This is a genomic window from Citrobacter sp. B72 (assembly GCF_016894305.1).
In the GTDB taxonomy this organism is placed as follows: domain Bacteria; phylum Pseudomonadota; class Gammaproteobacteria; order Enterobacterales; family Enterobacteriaceae; genus Citrobacter; species Citrobacter portucalensis.
On sequence record NZ_CP069801.1, the window covers coordinates 604,489 to 622,760 of the forward strand.

Below are 18,272 nucleotides of genomic sequence, written 5' to 3' on the forward strand. Positions count from 1 at the left end.
TGCTCCACTCGCGGCGATAAAAAAGCCGCCAGATAACTGGCGGCTTCGCATTATATACCCTTGATGAAAAACAGCGGGTTAATTTTGCGGAGCAGGATCGCCAGTCTGTGATCCCGAGTCGACCTCGCTGGCCGATTTGTTCTGCAATACCGTCCAGATAACGAGTGCGCCGAGCAGGTCGAATACCGCCAGTACGGCGAACAGCGGGCTAAAGCCGATGGTGTCAGCCAGTGCGCCAACAACCAGTGCAAACAGCGTACTTGCAAGCCAGGCGGACATACCGGTCAGGCCGTTTGCCGTTGCCACTTCATTACGACCAAATACGTCAGAAGAAAGCGTAATCAGCGCACCGGACAGCGCCTGGTGAGCAAAGCCGCCGACGCACAGCAGGGCGATAGCAATGTACGGGCTGGTGAACAGACCAATCATCCCTGGGCCAATCATCAGCAATGCGCCCATGGTGACGACCATTTTACGTGAAACGATCAGGTTAACGCCGAACCAGCGCTGGAACAGCGGCGGTAAGTAGCCCCCAACGATACAGCCCAGGTCAGCAAACAGCATCGGCATCCAGGCAAACATCGCAATCTCTTTCAGGTTAAAGCCGTAGACTTTAAACATGAACAGCGGGATCCAGGCGTTGAAGGTACCCCAGGCCGGCTCAGCCAGGAAACGCGGCAGTGCGATGCCCCAGAACTGGCGGTTACGCAGGATCTGACCGAGCGACATTTTTTTCGAGGTGTTGTTTTTATGCTGTGATTCCTGACCATTCAGAATGTAATCACGTTCTTCATCAGACAGTTTTTTCTGGTCGCGCGGGTGTTTGTAGAACACAAGCCAGCACATCGCCCAGATGAAGCTCAGCGCACCGGAAATAATGAATGCCATCTGCCAGCTGTGCATGACGATTGCCCAGACGACCAGCGGCGGAGCAATCATCGCACCGATAGAAGAGCCGACGTTAAAGTACCCCACGGCAATTGAACGTTCTTTTGCCGGGAACCACTCAGAACTGGCTTTCAAACCCGCAGGGATCATTGCGGCTTCAGCGGCACCTACCGCGCCACGCGCCAGCGCCAGTCCACCCCAACTGCCAGCCAGTGCGGTCGCGCCACAGAAGACGGCCCACAGAACGGCGAACATCGCGTAACCAACTTTTGTGCCGAGCACATCGAGCACGTAGCCGGCAACGGGTTGCATTACGGTGTAAGCAGCAGAATACGCTGCGATGATATAGGAATACTGTTGAGTGGAGATGTGTAACTCTTCCATCAGAGTTGGCGCAGCTGCCGCCACAGTGTTACGTGTCAGGTAACCCAGCACGGTGCCAAGCGTCACCAGTGCAATCATGTACCAACGTAACCCTTTAATTTTACGCATGTAAAACCTCATCGTTTTGTTATGTCCGCGAACGAGCGGTCATCTTCCAGTTCAGGGCGGAGGATGTTCTTTTACGAGGGGGGACCGAAAAAAAGCCGGTACTCCCCGAACTTTGCCATGTCAATAATTGTGCTAATTCGGTTTCCGTACCGGTCAATCCGATGGTTATACATCGGTAATTTGCATTCCGTCGGCTTATGTATCGCGACGGCCAAAAGATAACTTGTCATACAGCTTTAAAAGGTGAGTGCCATCACAAAAGTGTGAATCTTCGTGTGGTCATTATTTCGATTCAGCAAAGCCAGCGCTGGCGCGGCTTGACGCGTGATTTACCTCTTTGAGAGTAATTTTTTTGTCACCATTTGTTGATCTAACTCACGAAAATATCTTCAGTGTATGGAAATTGGTGTGATAACTTTGTCAACATCAAAACATAAGCAATCTGACGCACTCGTTGAGAGGAAGACGATAATGACCCCGTTTATGACTGAAGATTTCCTGCTGGACACCGAATTTGCCCGCCGTCTGTACCATGATTACGCCAAAGACCAGCCGATCTTCGATTACCACTGCCATTTACCACCGCAACAAATCGCTGAAAACTACCGTTTTAATAACCTGTATGACATCTGGCTGAAGGGTGATCACTACAAATGGCGTGCGATGCGTACCAATGGCGTCGCTGAGCGCTTGTGTACCGGCGATGCGTCCGATCGCGAGAAGTTTGACGCATGGGCCGCCACGGTTCCGCACACTATCGGTAACCCGCTGTACCACTGGACCCACCTCGAATTACGTCGCCCGTTTGGTATTACAGGTAAGCTGCTTTCTCCTGCGACTGCTGATGAAATCTGGAACCAGTGCAACGAGCTGCTGGCGCAGGATAAATTCTCCGCGCGCGGCATCATGCAGCAGATGAATGTGAAAATGGTCGGCACTACCGATGACCCGATCGACTCTCTGGAGCATCATGCGGCCGTTGCTAAAGACGGAAGCTTTGATGTGAAAGTGCTGCCGAGCTGGCGTCCGGATAAAGCCTTTAACATTGAGCTGGCGACCTTTAATGACTACATGGCGAAGCTCGGTGAAGTGTCTGACACGGATATCCGCCGCTTCAGCGATCTGCAAGCTGCACTGACCAAACGTCTGGATCACTTTGCGGCTCACGGCTGTAAAGTTTCTGACCACGCGCTGGACGTGGTGCTGTTTGCCGAATCTAACGAATCTGAACTGGATAGCATTCTGGCGCGTCGCCTGGCGGGTGAAACCCTGAGTGAGCATGAAATTGCCCAGTTTAAAACCGCCGTGCTGGTGTTCCTTGGGGCGGAATATGCTCGTCGCGAATGGGTACAGCAGTACCACATCGGCGCGCTGCGTAATAACAACCTGCGCCAGTTCAAACTGTTGGGCGCGGATGTTGGCTTCGACTCCATCAATGACCGTCCGATGGCTGAAGAACTGTCCAAACTGCTGAGCAAGCAGAATGAACAGAACCTGCTGCCGAAAACCATTCTCTACTGCCTGAACCCGCGTGATAACGAAGTGCTGGGCACCATGATCGGCAACTTCCAGGGCGAAGGTATGCCGGGCAAGATGCAGTTCGGTTCCGGCTGGTGGTTCAACGATCAGAAAGACGGGATGGAACGTCAGATGACGCAGCTGGCCCAGCTCGGCCTGCTGAGCCGTTTCGTCGGCATGCTGACCGATAGCCGTAGCTTCCTGTCATACACGCGCCATGAATACTTCCGTCGCATTCTGTGCCAGATGATTGGCCGTTGGGTTGCTGCAGGTGAAGCACCGGCAGATATCCAGTTGCTGGGTGAAATGGTCAGAAATATTTGCTTTAACAATGCGCGTGATTACTTCGCCATTGAACTGAACTAAGGCCCGGGTGAAGGTATGCAATACATCAAGATCCATGCGCTGGATAACGTCGCGGTAGCGCTCGCTGATTTGGCTGAAGGAACCGAAGTCACCGTTGATGGGCAGGCGGTAACCCTGCGTCAGGCGGTCTCTCGTGGCCATAAATTCGCTTTACGTGATATTGCGAAAGGCGAAAACGTCATTAAATACGGTTTGCCAATTGGTCATACGCTGGTGGACGTTGCGGCGGGTGAGCATATTCATGCTCACAACACGCGCACTAATCTGAGCGACCTGGACACGTATAGCTACCACCCTGATTTTCAGGCGGAAGTTGCACAACCGGCGGATCGCGATGTGCAGATCTACCGTCGTGCCAACGGCGATGTTGGCGTGCGCAACGAACTGTGGATCCTACCGACGGTTGGCTGTGTTAACGCCATGGCGCGCCAGATGCAGAACCGTTTTCTGAAAGAGACTAACGATGCCGAAGGAATCGACGGCGTACATCTCTTCAGCCACACCTACGGCTGTTCACAGCTCGGCGACGACCACATTAACACCCGCACCATGCTGCAAAACATGGTGCGTCACCCGAATGCGGGTGCGGTGCTGGTGGTTGGCCTTGGTTGTGAAAACAACCAGGTTGATGCCTTCCGCGAAACCTTAGGCGAGTACGATCCTGAGCGCGTTCACTTCATGGTCTGCCAACATCAGGAAGACGAAGTGGAAGCGGGGATTGAACATCTTCACCAGTTGTACAACGTGATGCGTAACGATAAGCGTGAGCCGGGTAAACTGGGTGAGCTGAAGTTTGGTCTGGAATGCGGCGGCTCTGACGGCCTGTCCGGTATTACCGCCAACCCGATGCTGGGGCGTTTTTCTGACTACGTGATTGCCAACGGCGGCACCACCGTACTGACCGAAGTACCGGAAATGTTCGGCGCCGAGCAACTGCTGATGGACCACTGCCGCGATGAAGAAACGTTCGGCAAGCTGGTCACCATGGTCAATGACTTCAAGCAGTACTTCATTGCTCACGACCAGCCGATCTACGAGAACCCATCGCCGGGCAACAAAGCGGGCGGTATCACCACGCTGGAAGATAAATCTCTCGGCTGCACGCAAAAAGCAGGCTCCAGCCAGGTGGTGGACGTATTGCGCTACGGCGAACGCCTGAAGACGCATGGTCTGAACCTGCTGAGCGCACCGGGTAACGATGCGGTGGCGACCAGTGCCCTGGCGGGCGCGGGCTGTCATATGGTGCTGTTCAGTACCGGTCGCGGTACGCCGTACGGTGGTTTTGTGCCGACGGTGAAAATTGCTACCAACAGCGAGCTGGCGGCGAAGAAAAAGCACTGGATCGACTTTGACGCTGGACAGTTGATCCACGGCAAAGCGATGCCGCAGTTACTGAAAGAATTTGTCGATACCATCGTCGAGTTCGCCAACGGCAAGCAAACCTGCAACGAGCGGAATGATTTTAGAGAGTTAGCGATATTTAAAAGCGGCGTAACGTTGTAGTAAATACCTGATGGTACCTGCATGCAGGTCTGCGCAAACCGTAGGCCTGATAAGCGCAGCGCCATCAGGCACAAACCGTTGCCGGATGGCGGCGAACTTGCCTAATCCGGCCTACGAGATAGAATTGGGGTTGCTTGCATGACCGCGTATTGGCTGGCCCAGGGTGTAGGTGTCATCGCCTTTCTGATCGGTATTACCACCTTTTTCAATCGCGATGAGCGCCGGTTCCGGCTGCAACTCGCCGTCTATAGCGCCACCATCGGCGTGCATTTTTTCCTGATGGGGGCCTGGCCTGCGGGAATGAGCGCAGAACTCAACACCATCCGCACACTTGTCTCAATGCATACCCGCAAACTGTGGGTAATGACCGTTTTTATAGTCCTCACCCTGGTTCTCGGGCTGGCGAAATTACAGCATGCGATGGAGCTGTTGCCGATAATTGGCACGCTGGCCAGCACCTGGGCGCTGTTCCGCTGCAAAGGGTTAACCGTGCGCTGCGTCATGTGGTGCGCAACTGCCTGTTGGGTTATCCATAATTTCTGGCTGGGATCGATTGGTGGGACGATGATCGAAGGGAGTTTTCTGGTGATGAACGGCCTGAATATTATTCGCTTCCGGCGAATGCAAAAACGCGGAATTGATCCGTTCAAACTTGAAAAAAGCGTACAAGAAAAGAACCCCTCCGCCCGATGACGGAGGGGCGTAGAGATTATCCGCGCAGGGCGTTATTTGCCAGACGCTCGTCTTCTGCCTGGCAGGCTGCAGCGGTAAACAGGACGTCTGTAGAAGAGTTCAACGCCGTTTCACATGAGTCCTGCAATACGCCGATGATAAAGCCAACGGCAACAACCTGCATGGCGATGTCATTCGGGATACCGAACATGTTGCACGCCAGCGGGATCAGCAGCAGAGAACCGCCCGCCACGCCCGATGCACCACAGGCACACAGCGAAGCCACCACGCTCAGTAACAGCGCCGTCGGTAAATCAACCGGAACACCCAGCGTATTCACCGCCGCCAGCGTCAGTACGGTAATGGTGATCGCCGCGCCCGCCATATTGATGGTGGCTCCCAGCGGAATAGACACCGAATAGGTATCACGATCCAGATTCAGTTTCTCACACAGTGCCATGTTCACCGGAATATTTGCTGCCGAACTGCGGGTAAAGAAGGCATACACGCCGCTTTCACGCAGACAGGCCAGCACCAGAGGGTACGGGTTACGGCGAATTTTCCAGAAGACCAGCAGTGGGTTAACCACAAATGCCACCAGCAGCATACAGCCTACCAGTACGGTCAGCAGTTGGGCGTAGCCCCAAAGCGTGGCGAAACCGGTGGTTGCCAGCGTGGAGGAGACCAGACCAAAGATACCGATTGGCGCGAAACGAATCACCAGCTTCACCATAAAGGTGACGGCGTTGGACATATCATTGACCAGATTTTTGGTCGTTTCATTGCCGTGGCGCAGCGCAAAGCCCAGGCCGACAGCCCATACCAGAATACCAATATAGTTGGCGTTCAGCAGAGCATCAATTGGGTTAGAAACCATGCTCATCAGCAGGCTACGCATCACTTCAACAATCCCGGATGGCGGTACGATATCCCCCGCGCTGCTGGAAAGATGCAGTGTTGATGGGAAAGCAAAGCTGAAGACAACGGCGGTTAATGCCGCTGAAAATGTTCCGAGCAGGTAGAGGAACAGAATGGGGCGGATATTGGTTTTTTGCCCGTGCTGGTGGTTGGCGATAGAAGCCATCACCAGCATCAGAACCAGAATTGGCGCGACGGCTTTTAATGCGCCGACGAACAGCGTACCCAGCAGACCAACGGCTTCAGCCGCAGGTTTTGACACCAGTGCCAGTAAAATCCCCAGTACCAAACCGATCAAAATTTGTTTAACCAGGCTCCCTTGCGCCAAACGCGAGAGTAGCCCCGATGAACGTTGCGTAGTCATGTAGTAATCCTTTCATTGTGTTGTTGCCTTACCTTTGTGCGTTCTGTTGACGCATCTTTCAGGATCGGGCAAATGTTTGCATGGCTGAGTATAAGGAAAGAACGCGGTTCGGGAAGCGAAATATCCTGGATTCCGCGTTGAGATCATATTTTATAACTTTAACTTAACATTATTTTGACATGATAAACAAAAAGCCCGACGCACGAAGTGTGCTGTCGGGCTTTTCAGCTAGCAGATGAAACTTACTGTATTTGCTGCTTTTTATCGTGCTGGTGGTTGACCCACGCGTTAACAACCAGCGTCACAAACAGAATGCCAAATACCACGCCTAACGAGATAGCGATCGGGATATGGTAAAAATCGACGATCAGCATCTTAATACCGATAAACACCAGAATGACCGACAAGCCGTACTTCAGCATGGAGAAACGCTCCGCCACGCCCGCCAGCAGGAAGTACATCGCACGCAGACCCAAAATAGCAAACAGGTTCGAGGTCAGCACGATGAACGGGTCGGTGGTCACGGCAAAGATAGCCGGAATACTGTCGACGGCAAAAATCACATCGCTCAGCTCAACCAGAATCAACACCAGCATCAGCGGCGTAACAAACAGCAGGCCGTTTTTACGCACGAAGAATTTTTCATCTTCGATGGTATCGGTCATGCGCAAATGACCGCGTAGCCAGCGTACTAACGGTCTGTCGCCAATACCGGAGGCATCTTCTTTCGCCAGCGCCATCTTCACGCCGGTAAACAACAGGAACGCGCCGAACACGTACAACAGCCACTCAAACTGGGTGATAAGCCAACTGCCCGCGAAGATCATGATCGTACGCAGCACAATCGCACCCAGCACGCCATACACCAGTACCCGACGCTGCAACGCAGGCGGTACGGAGAAGTAGCTGAACAGCATCAACCAGACAAAGACGTTATCTACCGCCAGCGATTTTTCGATCAAATAGCCGGTCAGGAACGCCAGCGCCTGTGGGTCGGCAACGGCGCGCCCCTGGGTTTCCGCCAGGTACCACCAGAAGGCGGCGTTAAACAGTAACGACAGCGTTACCCAGACGATAGACCAGGCTGCAGCCTGCTTCATTGACATCGTATGCGCGCCACGACGCCCCTGCAACAGCAGGTCGATGGCCAGCATAATTACCACCACGACAGCGAAGCCACCCCATAACAACGGTGTGCCGACAGTATTCATTGTATTTCCCCATGCATAAAAAAAACGGCCAACGCCGAATGACGTTAGCCGCTGCTTTTTATGCATAGACCTTGCCATTCGGCAAGGTCTCACTTACAACAACAAAGGAATACGGTGGCGTATTCCTTTGTTATCGCCCGGTGACCGGATGTGGTTTTTCACACATCGTAATGACGATCAACCGACAACGAAGTTACTCCCCTTTGCGGGTTACAAAATATTACAGGCCATGCATTCAGTCAATGGCCTGCAACATTCGTTTTACACACCTTTACGCAGTCAGCGATGTTTCCGCTTCGTCTGCCGGGAAAACCACGCCGGTCTGGCGGCGAATCTCCGTTTGCAGTTTGGCGGTGATACGGCTGACGGCCAGTGCCGGGTGATCCACTTCGCCGGATTCAACCAAATGGGCAAAAGCCTCTGCCTCATACAGCATAGTATTGATGTGTTGAGGCGTCGTCAGATCCTGCGTTTTCCCACCGCGTGGCACGAAGCACACCTTTTGGCATTCGGAGATATGCTCGATGACCAGCGATCCCGACTCGCCCTGAATTTCACTGGCTAATACCGAGTCGCTTACTTTTGAGTGCTGGAGCGTAACGCTGAAATCACCGTAATTCAGCACCACCACGCCGTGGGCATCCACGCCACTTTCCAGCAGGCTGGCGCTGGCCTGAACGCTCAGCGGTTCGCCCCACAGTGCAACCGCTGAGGCCAGGCAGTAAAAACCGATATCCATAATCGAGCCATTGGAGAATGCCGGATTAAACGTGTTCGGATTTTCACCGTCCAGATAGCGCTGGTAACGCGAGGAGTACTGGCAGTAATTGATAAACGCTTTCCTGATTTTTCCTACTCTGGGTAGTGATTGCTGTAACAGCAGGAAATTAGGCAGGTAGGCGGTTTTAAACGCTTCAAACAGCACGACCTGATTCTCACGCGCGCAGGCGATAGCGGCTTCGGCTTGCGCCAGATTGGAGGCCAGCGGCTTTTCGCAAATAACATGCTTTTTGTGCCGCAAAAACAGCTCGGTCTGTGGAAAGTGCAGGGAGTTCGGGCTGGCGATATAGACAGCGTCGATTGCCTCGCTTTGCGCCATCGCTTCCAGTGAGGTAAACAGATGTTCGACAGGGTAATCGTTGGCGAAGGTCTGTGCCTGCTCAAGGCTACGGGAATAGACTGCGGTTAACTTATACTTGCCGGTTTCATGGGCGGCATCGACAAACTGGCGGGTGATCCAGTTTGTGCCAATTACTGCGAAACGTATCATAAAGGCCTTCAGGCTGCGAAAAGGGATTCTTTTGTCAATTTAGCATGCCCTGAAGACAAAGCCAGTGCGCGACTACGCAGTTTGCTTTAACGATTGTTGCGTTAACCACAGGCGGGTATCGAACTCCAGTTGATGATACTGAGGCTCCATATGACAGCAAAGCTGGTAAAACGCTTTGTCATGTTCTTTTTCTTTCAGATGCGCCAGTTCATGAACGACGATCATGCGTAAAAAGGGTTCTGGGGCGCTGCGAAACACGGTGGCGACGCGGATCTCCGCTTTGGCTTTGAGCTTACCGCCCTGCACGCGAGAGACGGCGGTATGCAGCCCAAGTGCATTCTTCAGAACGTGGATCTTGCTGTCATACATGACTTTATTCAGCGGCGGGGCGTTACGCAGAAACTGATTTTTCAGATCCTGGGTATATTGCCAGAGCGCTTTGTCGGTCGCGAAGTCATGCGTACCCGGATAGCGCTTCTCCAGCACTGCGCCCAGGCGCTGCTCAGCAATCAGCGTTCTCACTTGAGAAAGCAAATGTTCCGGGTAGCCCTGGAGGTAAGTTAGTTGGTTCATTCATGTCCACGCAAATCATAAAAGTGTATACTCACGCACCCTTTTCAGGGATACGCCGAAATTTTACCATTCAGGAGGGCCGATGAGCCACATAGACAACGGTTTCCGTTCGCTGTCACTTAAACGTTTCCCGGAAACGGATGACGTTAACCCGCTGCTGGCGTGGGAAGCAGCAGATGAATATCTGCTGCAACAGCTGGACGATACCGAGATTAGCGGCCCGGTGCTGATCCTGAATGATACCTTCGGCGCGCTGGGCTGTGCGCTGGCGGAACATACGCCGTACAGCATCGGCGATTCCTATCTCAGCGAGCTTGCCACGCGCGAGAACCTGCGTCACAACGATATTGCCGAGTCGAGCGTCAAGTTCCTCGACAGTACCGCTGACTATCCGCAGGCGCCGGGCGTGGTGCTGATTAAGCTGCCAAAAACCATGGCGCTGCTGGAGCAGCAACTGCGTGCGCTGCGCGAAGTGGTAACGCCAGAAACGCGCATCATCGCCGGGGCAAAAGCGCGTGATGTACATACCTCGACGCTGGAACTGTTTGAAAAAGTGCTGGGTCCAACCACCACTACGCTGGCGTGGAAAAAAGCCCGATTGATCAACTGTACGTTCAGCAAACCGGAGCTGGCCGCTGCCTCGCAAACGCTAAGCTGGAAGCTGGAAGGCACCGACTGGACTATCCATAACCACGCCAACGTCTTCTCCCGTACCGGGCTGGATATCGGCGCGCGCTTTTTTATCGAGCATCTGCCGGAAAACCTCGAAGGGGAGATTGTTGATCTCGGCTGCGGCAACGGCGTCATCGGTATGACGCTGCTGGCGAAAAACCCTGAAGCCAGTGTGGTGTTTGTTGATGAATCGCCAATGGCGGTGGCTTCAAGCCGTTTGAACGTGGAAAGTAACATGCCTGAAGCGTTGGATCGCTGCGAGTTTATGATTAACAACGCGCTGTCTGGTGTTGAACCGTTCCGCTTTAATGCTGTGCTGTGCAACCCACCGTTCCACCAGAAGCACGCGCTGACGGATAACATTGCCTGGGAAATGTTCCACCATGCCCGCCGCTGCCTGAAAATCAACGGTGAGTTGTATATTGTGGCTAACCGTCACCTCGACTACTTCCACAAGCTGAAGAAGATTTTCGGCAATTGCGTAACCATCGCCACCAATAATAAATTCGTGGTGCTGAAAGCGGTCAAAACCGGTCGCCGTCGGTAATAGCGGGTGCCGGATGCGGCTAACGCCTTATCCGGCCTACGAAAGATATAACGTTAAATTTCCAGTGCCAGTCGGGTGCCCTGCGCAATGGCGCGTCGGGCATCCAGTTCCATCGCCACATCGCAGCCGCCGATCAGATGCACCGTTTTACCAGCCGCGTGCAGCGGATCGACCAGCTCACGGCGCGGCTCTTGTCCGGCACAAATCACCACGTTATCCACGTTAAAGATCAGCTGTTCACCGTTCAACACAACGTGTAACCCATCATCATCAATCTTCTGATAGCTGACTGCCGGGATCATTTTCACGCCGCGTGAGAGCAGGGTGGCGCGATGGATCCAGCCCGTCGTTTTACCTAAACCTTGTCCCGGTTTGCTGGCTTTGCGCTGTAACATCACTATCTGGCGCGGGCTGCGGGATAAGTGCGGGCCTTCCGGGCGTAAGCCGCCAGGCTGTTGCAGACTGGTGTCGATCCCCCATTCCACGCAGAACTCCGCAATGTTCTGGCTGGTGGGTTCACCGGGTTGACTCAGATACATTGCGGTATCAAAACCGATCCCGCCGCAGCCCACGATCGCCACGCGTTTACCCACTGGCGTTTTATCGCGCAGAACGTCGAGATAGCTCAGTACCTTAGGATGATCGATCCCCTCGATCGGCGGCATACGAGGCTCGATCCCACTGGCAAGGATCACTTCGTCGAAGGTGTGCAGATCGTGTGCGCTGACAAAGTGATTCAGCTTCAGGGTCACGCCAGTCACGTCGATCATCCGACGGTAGTAGCGCAGGGTTTCATAGAATTCTTCTTTGCCGGGGATCTGTTTGGCGATATTAAACTGCCCGCCAATCTCGCCATGTGCGTCAAATAGCGTCACGTGATGCCCGCGCGCTGCGGCATTAATGGCGAAGGCGAGGCCCGCAGGACCCGCACCGACAACCGCCAGATTCTTTGGCGTAGCTGCCGCAACAATCGGCATTTTGGTTTCATGGCAAGCGCGCGGATTGACCAGGCAAGAGGTGACTTTGCCGACGAAGATCTGATCCAGACAGGCCTGGTTACAGCCGATACAGGTGTTGATCTCATCCGCTCGTCCGGTTTGCGCTTTTGACAGCAGCTCGGCATCGGCGAGGAACGGACGGGCCATCGACACCATATCGGCATCACCTTGGGCCAGAATGTCATCGGCGACCTGGGGATCGTTAATGCGGTTGGTGGTGACCAGTGGGATTGTCACATGCCCTTTTAGCTTACGCGTCACCCAACTAAACGCGCCGCGCGGTACCGGGGTAGCGATAGTGGGAATACGCGCCTCATGCCAGCCAATACCGGTGTTAATAATGGTGGCCCCCGCGGCTTCTATAGCCTGCGCCAGCTGAACGGTTTCGTCGAAGGTTCCGCCGTTTTCCACCAGATCGAGCATCGACAGGCGGAAGATAATAATAAAGTCATTCCCGGCACGCTGACGTACCGCTCGCACCACCTCAACGGCAAACCGCATGCGGTTGGCATACTCACCACCCCATTGGTCATCGCGCTGGTTGGTACGCAGGGTCAGGAATTCGTTGATGAGATACCCTTCCGACCCCATCACTTCCACGCCATCGTAGCCCGCTTCCCGCGCCAGCTGTGCGCAGTGGGCAAAATCTTCAATCAACTGCAGCACTTCATCGTGCGTTAATTCATGTGGCGTAAAGCGGTTAATGGGTGCCTGAATAGCAGAAGGTGCCACCAGATGCGGCTGGTAGCTGTAACGTCCGGTGTGCAGGATCTGCAGGGCGATTTTACCGCCTTCATCATGCACAGCATCAGTAATGACTCGATGGTGAGCAAGCTGGCTGGTGTCGTTCAGCATCGCACCGCCTTCCATTCCCACGCCGGAAAGCGCAGGCGCAATGCCTCCACTCACAATTAACGCTACGCCGTGACGGGCGCGCTCGGCGTAGAACGCGGCCAGCCGTTCTGCACCATCGGGATACTCTTCCAGCCCGGTATGCATTGAACCCATCAGCACGCGGTTTTTAAGCGTGGTGAAGCCTAAATCGAGCGGGGCGAACAGCGACGGATAGCTCATAAAGGTGTCCAGTATGTAAAATTATTGTTATGTGGTCGGATGAGTTAATAATTTAGCCGTCGCCGCGTAAAAGGGAAAAGGGGAATGCCGTGATTGTGATGGGATTCAAAAAAGGAGTGGAGCCAGAGGACGAATATGCCGGATATCGGTGCAAGCACCTAATCCGGCCTGTGAAAATGTGTCTTTGTAGGCCGGATAAGCGAAGCGCCATCCGGCGTTATGTCACAGATTACTGTTTTTTAAGAAAATCGTTATACAGCATATAGAGATGCGCCGCGCTCCAGGAGAAGTTCGGTGCGCCCTGCTGTGCGCCGGTCAATGGGTTATAGTTTTCCTGAATCGGACCGTCAGCGGTGAGGCCTTTGGCGTGGCTGAAGAAGGTATCCGCCAGTTTTAACGCGTCATCGCGATAGCCGTAACGCTCCATCCCTTTTAGCCCGAACCAGAACTGATCCACCCAGACGCGCCCGCGCCAGTAGATATCCGCGCCGAAAGCCGGGTTGGTAAGCGCTGCTGTGCCAAGTGGGACAAAGGTGTTGAACTCTTTGGGGTCGAGCATCACCTTAACCACCGCGTCCGCATGGGGCTGCGTTGCTGCGCCGTTAAACAGCGGCGACCAGCCTTCCGGCCCTTTGCCACGTTCGACGATCGGTTTACCCGCACAGCCGTTTGCCAGCGGTTGGTCCTCAATACGAACGTCATAATAGAATTTTGTTGTCGGGTCGAACATGCAGGTGTTGATGTAATCTGCGAGTTTTTGCGCCAACTGGCGATAGCGTTGCGCCTCTTGGTGTTTGCCGAGCAGGGTCGCCATCTGCGCCAGATAATGGTTGTCGCTGTACATGTAGCTGGCCTGATCGACTGACTCCTGCAACAGCGAGTAACCCAGCAAATTACCGTCTTTACTGCGATTTTCGGCAAATTTCACCACCCAGTCGCTGCGTTTTCCACCACCCGCGACGTATTTATCCAGTTGATCTTTATCGATAAAACCGAATACAGCCGCATCGTCACGACCGGACTCCCACGAGGCGGCAACCTGCGCTGGGATCTCCAGGCTGTCATACTGACCCTTATCGATCACAGTGGCGTAGTTGTTAAGCCCGGAGAGCGTTTCTTCCTTGTCGCCTTTTTTCACCGTAAACAACATTTCGCCGCGGTCAGTATTGTGGGCTTTATCGCGGGTAGCACCGTATTCCGGCACGCCGTTGCCGTTGTGATCGCGGTTACGCAACCACCAGTCGTGATACGCAACCAGCTTTGGATACATCTCTTCGAGCCAGGCCTTGTCTTTGGTGACGTTGTAGACCTCCATCACCGACCAGGCTGCCAGGCTGGGTTTGGTGTTGCGCTCGTTCCAGTTACCGCCGTCGCCGCCGCGTTCCGGGCTGAGATTCCAGGCAATCAGGTCGGGAATGAATCCGGCATCCTGCGGGCGAACCGGATCACCGGGTTTAACCTGCCATGAAAAGACGGCGCGAATATTCTCTTTGGCGATCTCCGGGTTAAAGTGCGCCATGGCGAAGGCTTGTTTCCAGGTGTCCCACGGCCAGGTTTGGTTGCCGGAGAACCAGCGGCCGGTGACCGATGGCGTCACGGTATTGTGTTTTACCGCACCGCCTGGCGAGCGCCAGTTGCCGTTCAGCGTTTCAATAGCTTTTACCGCGACCCGGGTTTGTTCCGTTGTGGCATCCGGGTTAGTTAAGCCTTTTTGCAGATAATCTGCCCAGCGCTTTTGTGATGCAGCAAGATACCAGGCCGGGCGCGCCAGAATATCGCGGATCTGCGGCTGCTCTTTCGCCACATCCTCGGCGGTAAGCAGATGAGACCAGGTGGTGTAAATGGTTGTCGAACCACTGATATGGGCCTTCCCCGTAAAGCGATGACCGTTAACCGTGGTTTTCATAGCGACAGATTTATGCACCTGATACTCCGACTCACCGGAGGTGAGCAGATCCCAGGTTGAGCGCACTTTGCCGAAGGTGACTTTCAGACCGTCGTGCGTGGCGGTGATTTTGCGCTGATAGCCAGGGAATTCGCTATCAATGGTTTTATCCGACAGCGCTTTTCCCTCTTTGGCTTCCAGTTTCTCCAGCAGCTCGCCGTCCCACACCAGATCCAGCGGCGTGTTGCTGGTGATTTTGGTTTCCAGCAGCGAGGTGCGCGGGCTGGCAAAACGCAGCGTCATCTCTATTTGCACATGCTTAGATGACAGCTTTTGCACCAGCGCGCCGGGAATGCTGTAGGCCTCAAGCGCGAAATCGACCTTTTTACCGTGCTGGTACACCGTCAGACGGTCAAAATTATTGGCCATAAAATTGATGTATTCTTCGGTCAGCAACGCCACGCCTGGAAAACCACCCATCGTTGCAGGGCCGTCCGGGAGCAAATGACCGTGCCAGGCGCCGAGATCGAAAAATGGATTAAAGCGCTGGTGGTCGTCGTGATCGTAGTCATGCATGTAGCCCGGCGCACCGGTGCGATTAATGATGTTTTTAAAGTCGTTAGCACTGGCGGCATGTGCGGAGAAGTTCATCAGCAGGATACAGGCCAGCGGCGTAAGAATAGGTCTCATGTTCATGGTATTCCGGTCCTTGTTACCAATAGAAATATTGCATCAGGAAGATTTGGTCGCTCGGGTCGCCGGATGCATTCTGCATATAGAACCGACTGTCGAAGGCGGTAGCGAAACGGCCGCCGCCGTATTCATACCAGATACCGAACTGCATAAAGGAAGTGGTTTCGTCCTCGGCGCGATCCGGTCGGTGTTTGGCGTAGCTATAAGCAGTGGAGAGGTAAACGCCTTTTAGCGCTTCATACATTGCGCTGACCATATAGCCGGTTTCGGTGCCGGACACATCCAGCCCGTCGGCGCGGCCCGTGTGGTGCCAGGCGCGGGCGGCGAAGTTGGGCGAAAGGATGCCGGTCAGGAACAGCTGTCCGGTACCATCTGTTATCTCCAGGCCGTTCATCCAGGTTACACCTTCAGTCAGGTCGTACTGGATATAGCCGTTCATCATGGCCGGATAGGTATATTTATCGTCGTAGCGATCGTATTTACCAAAGTGCAGCCAGGCTTTGCTCTCGTCGTGGTGTCCGGCGGGCGTTGCTGTCACGCTGTAGCGCAAAGGACCGGTCAGGTTTTGCACCTTAATGGCAGTCATGATGTCACGGGTGTTGGGAATAACGTAGCCCAGGTCTGGAGTGAAATCCCCCCACCATTGCAGGTCATCCAGCGAAGAGTCCTGGCGCAGGCTGAGCATCAGCTCCGTTCCGTCATTGGTACGATAACCGCCGTAAAAGCGGTTGATCCCGCCCTCGAATCCACCCCAGCTATGGTCAGGAACCCAGGCATTGCCCTGATGGTCGGCCTGCACGGTCCAGCCCTCGCCGTAGATCAGACCAAACCAAGAGCCGTGTTTTATCTCCAGGCCACCTTCTATATAGGTACCATCACTGTATTTATGTTTGTCTTGTCCTTCTAAATCCATATATCCCCCCATGCCCAATTCGCCATAAAAGCGAAATGAGGGGGAAGATATTTCTGGCGTTTTCGTGTCGTCGTGTTCTGCAGGGCGAACTTCTTCTGCACCCAGAGAGGATACGCAGAAAAAGGGCAGGGCAATAATTGCCCTGCAACAATGGTTAATATTTTTCATGCTTCGATCCTAAGCAAATAAAATTTAATTTTTATTGTTATAGCCTTGGCGAATATTGTTTATTGTTATTATGTTTTAGTCATTAATTGATATCTGAAGCAGGGGCTGCCTCAATAGCTTTTTCTTCTTTGGTTAGCCCTTTGATATATTTACTGTATTTCCACCAGGCAAAACCGAGGAAAATAACAATCCCACCGACGTTATAGAAAATAATGGTCATGATATTGCCGCCGGTTGGGAAGGTAGAGGCAATAAATCCGATGGTGAAAAGAACGATCAGCATCGACACTACAACAATGCCGGTTTTTTGCGAACCCATACGGAAGTCGCGCGGTAAGTGGTCCAGTTTTGCACGCAGATTCAGGTAAGCCAGCATAATAAACAGCGGCGGCAGCATCGAGGCAGCGGCGGTCATGTTGATGATAGTGTTCATTAAATCCTGCACGGTATTGGAGCCGAGCGTCGGGATAATCATCAGCGGGATAACGATCAGGAACTGGATCCATGCTGCACGGGCCGGGACGCCGTTTTCATTCAGTTCGACGGTTTTTTTACCGAAAATACCCGCCGGAATTTCAGAGAAGAAGATCTTCACCGGCGTTGCGGTCCACATCAGCAGGGAGCCGAACATCGCAGTAAAGGAGACCAGGCCGACAAAGCGGTTAACGACCAGCTCCGGCAGGCCGAAATATGCCGCCAGGCCGTGGAATACCTGCACCGATCCACCGGTAAACTTCAGCTCTTTGCTGCTGACGAAGACGTTAATCAACACCGAGGAGATGGAATAGAGCACGCCGATAAAAATTCCGGCAATGATAATGACCTTCACGAACGATTTGGAACCACCCTTGACGTCGTTGACGTACACCGCCACCGACTCCGCGCCGCCTGCCGCCATAAAAATCCAGGTGGTGATACCGAGGAAGGCCCAGTTAAAATTCGGGATCATTGCGTCTACGGTGATAGGGTCAGCAGGCTGTACGCCGCCAACCAGCGCCGTACCTGCCAGTAAAATATAGGACAGCGTCAGCAGCAGCATCAACGTGGAGGTGACCGAGGTAATCGGCCCTAACATTTTTGCACCATTGGTCGAAACCCAGGTGGAGAAGGCAAACAGCACCATACTTAACACGGTGGTTGCGAACGGCGTCAGAATGTATTCGTAGCCTAAAAAAGCATATGAGGCGTAGGCAATAACGCGGGGCAAAAGCGAGGTAAAAAAGAACAGGTTAACGAACCAGTAGGTGTAGGCAGTAATAAATGCCCAACGTCCACCCAGCGAACTTTTTACCCATGCGTAGACACCGGCTTCGGAGTTTTTATTCAGCGAAACAAATTCGGCGATGATTAAGCAAAACGGAATAAAGTAGAAAATCGTCGCGAGGAAAAACATCGGTGCGGATGCCAGACCAAGCTCAATATTATTGTTGATTACGTTATTAAAACTATAAACCGCGGCAAAGGTGAGTGAAAGTAAGCCGAACTTGCCGATGGTATTACGTTTGGTATCAGACATAGCACATCTCCGATTCCTGATTATTATAGGG

General features: G+C 53.5%; 13 protein-coding genes. 4 read left to right on the top strand and 9 right to left on the bottom strand.

Going from position 1 to position 18,272, the window contains the following annotated elements; translation table 11 throughout:
* Positions 1–78 precede the first annotated feature (78 nt).
* Positions 79–1,380: an MFS transporter gene (locus tag JQN59_RS02935; protein ID WP_048215487.1), complete on the bottom strand. Its 1,302-nt coding sequence runs from the start codon at positions 1,378–1,380 to the stop codon at positions 79–81.
* 471 nt (positions 1,381–1,851) lie between these two features.
* Between JQN59_RS02935 and uxaC the strand changes: the two genes are divergently transcribed.
* The 3 genes from uxaC (at position 1,852) to JQN59_RS02950 (ending at position 5,460) form a co-directional block, all read left to right on the top strand.
* Entirely contained in the window at positions 1,852–3,264 is a 1,413-nt protein-coding gene (gene uxaC, locus JQN59_RS02940) for a glucuronate isomerase (RefSeq protein WP_032945079.1), read from the top strand.
* Between the two features lie 15 nt (positions 3,265–3,279).
* On the top strand, positions 3,280–4,767 hold the full coding sequence (locus JQN59_RS02945; RefSeq protein WP_149608059.1) for a UxaA family hydrolase: 1,488 nt from the start codon (positions 3,280–3,282) through the stop codon (positions 4,765–4,767).
* A gap of 138 nt (positions 4,768–4,905) precedes the next feature.
* On the top strand, positions 4,906–5,460 hold the full coding sequence (locus JQN59_RS02950; RefSeq protein WP_032945077.1) for a YgjV family protein: 555 nt from the start codon (positions 4,906–4,908) through the stop codon (positions 5,458–5,460).
* 16 nt (positions 5,461–5,476) lie between these two features.
* Here JQN59_RS02950 and sstT read toward each other — a convergent pair whose 3' ends face one another.
* From sstT to JQN59_RS02970, 4 genes are all read right to left on the bottom strand, one after another.
* Complete coding sequence (gene sstT / locus JQN59_RS02955; protein ID WP_048215489.1) at positions 5,477–6,721, bottom strand: serine/threonine transporter SstT; 1,245 nt, start codon at positions 6,719–6,721, stop codon at positions 5,477–5,479.
* 242 nt (positions 6,722–6,963) lie between these two features.
* Entirely contained in the window at positions 6,964–7,932 is a 969-nt protein-coding gene (locus JQN59_RS02960) for a TerC family protein (protein ID WP_048216385.1), read from the bottom strand.
* A 271-nt stretch (positions 7,933–8,203) separates the two neighbouring features.
* Complete coding sequence (locus tag JQN59_RS02965) at positions 8,204–9,202, bottom strand: Gfo/Idh/MocA family protein (protein ID WP_149608058.1); 999 nt, start codon at positions 9,200–9,202, stop codon at positions 8,204–8,206.
* A 72-nt stretch (positions 9,203–9,274) separates the two neighbouring features.
* Complete coding sequence (locus JQN59_RS02970; protein ID WP_008785867.1) at positions 9,275–9,775, bottom strand: M48 metallopeptidase family protein; 501 nt, start codon at positions 9,773–9,775, stop codon at positions 9,275–9,277.
* Between the two features lie 82 nt (positions 9,776–9,857).
* Between JQN59_RS02970 and rlmG the strand changes: the two genes are divergently transcribed.
* Positions 9,858–10,994: a 23S rRNA (guanine(1835)-N(2))-methyltransferase RlmG gene (gene rlmG / locus JQN59_RS02975; protein ID WP_008785866.1), complete on the top strand. Its 1,137-nt coding sequence runs from the start codon at positions 9,858–9,860 to the stop codon at positions 10,992–10,994.
* 53 nt (positions 10,995–11,047) lie between these two features.
* Here rlmG and JQN59_RS02980 read toward each other — a convergent pair whose 3' ends face one another.
* The 4 genes from JQN59_RS02980 to JQN59_RS02995 all read right to left on the bottom strand — a co-directional run bounded on the left by JQN59_RS02980 (position 11,048) and on the right by JQN59_RS02995 (position 18,241).
* Positions 11,048–13,066, bottom strand: coding sequence for an NADPH-dependent 2,4-dienoyl-CoA reductase (locus tag JQN59_RS02980; protein ID WP_048215492.1), 2,019 nt, complete (start codon positions 13,064–13,066; stop codon positions 11,048–11,050).
* Positions 13,067–13,295: 229 nt separating this feature from the next.
* Positions 13,296–15,647 (bottom strand): alpha-glucosidase, encoded by a 2,352-nt coding sequence (gene ygjK, locus JQN59_RS02985; protein ID WP_149608057.1) that lies wholly within the window; start codon positions 15,645–15,647, stop codon positions 13,296–13,298.
* 16 nt (positions 15,648–15,663) lie between these two features.
* A complete protein-coding gene (gene ygjJ / locus JQN59_RS02990) occupies positions 15,664–16,725 on the bottom strand; it encodes a protein YgjJ (protein ID WP_149608056.1) in 1,062 nt (353 codons plus the stop codon).
* An 82-nt stretch (positions 16,726–16,807) separates the two neighbouring features.
* Positions 16,808–18,241, bottom strand: a complete 1,434-nt coding sequence (locus JQN59_RS02995) for an amino acid permease (RefSeq protein ID WP_003828538.1) — start codon at positions 18,239–18,241, stop codon at positions 16,808–16,810.
* Positions 18,242–18,272: the final 31 nt, after the last annotated feature.

Coding starts and splice junctions, on each gene's coding strand:
- JQN59_RS02935 (WP_048215487.1), bottom strand. CDS start 1,380: ATGCGTAAAATTAAAGGGTTACGTTGGTACATGATTGCACTGGTGACG.
- uxaC (WP_032945079.1), top strand. CDS start 1,852: ATGACCCCGTTTATGACTGAAGATTTCCTGCTGGACACCGAATTTGCC.
- JQN59_RS02945 (WP_149608059.1), top strand. CDS start 3,280: ATGCAATACATCAAGATCCATGCGCTGGATAACGTCGCGGTAGCGCTC.
- JQN59_RS02950 (WP_032945077.1), top strand. CDS start 4,906: ATGACCGCGTATTGGCTGGCCCAGGGTGTAGGTGTCATCGCCTTTCTG.
- sstT (WP_048215489.1), bottom strand. CDS start 6,721: ATGACTACGCAACGTTCATCGGGGCTACTCTCGCGTTTGGCGCAAGGG.
- JQN59_RS02960 (WP_048216385.1), bottom strand. CDS start 7,932: ATGAATACTGTCGGCACACCGTTGTTATGGGGTGGCTTCGCTGTCGTG.
- JQN59_RS02965 (WP_149608058.1), bottom strand. CDS start 9,202: ATGATACGTTTCGCAGTAATTGGCACAAACTGGATCACCCGCCAGTTT.
- JQN59_RS02970 (WP_008785867.1), bottom strand. CDS start 9,775: ATGAACCAACTAACTTACCTCCAGGGCTACCCGGAACATTTGCTTTCT.
- rlmG (WP_008785866.1), top strand. CDS start 9,858: ATGAGCCACATAGACAACGGTTTCCGTTCGCTGTCACTTAAACGTTTC.
- JQN59_RS02980 (WP_048215492.1), bottom strand. CDS start 13,066: ATGAGCTATCCGTCGCTGTTCGCCCCGCTCGATTTAGGCTTCACCACG.
- ygjK (WP_149608057.1), bottom strand. CDS start 15,647: ATGAACATGAGACCTATTCTTACGCCGCTGGCCTGTATCCTGCTGATG.
- ygjJ (WP_149608056.1), bottom strand. CDS start 16,725: ATGAAAAATATTAACCATTGTTGCAGGGCAATTATTGCCCTGCCCTTT.
- JQN59_RS02995 (WP_003828538.1), bottom strand. CDS start 18,241: ATGTCTGATACCAAACGTAATACCATCGGCAAGTTCGGCTTACTTTCA.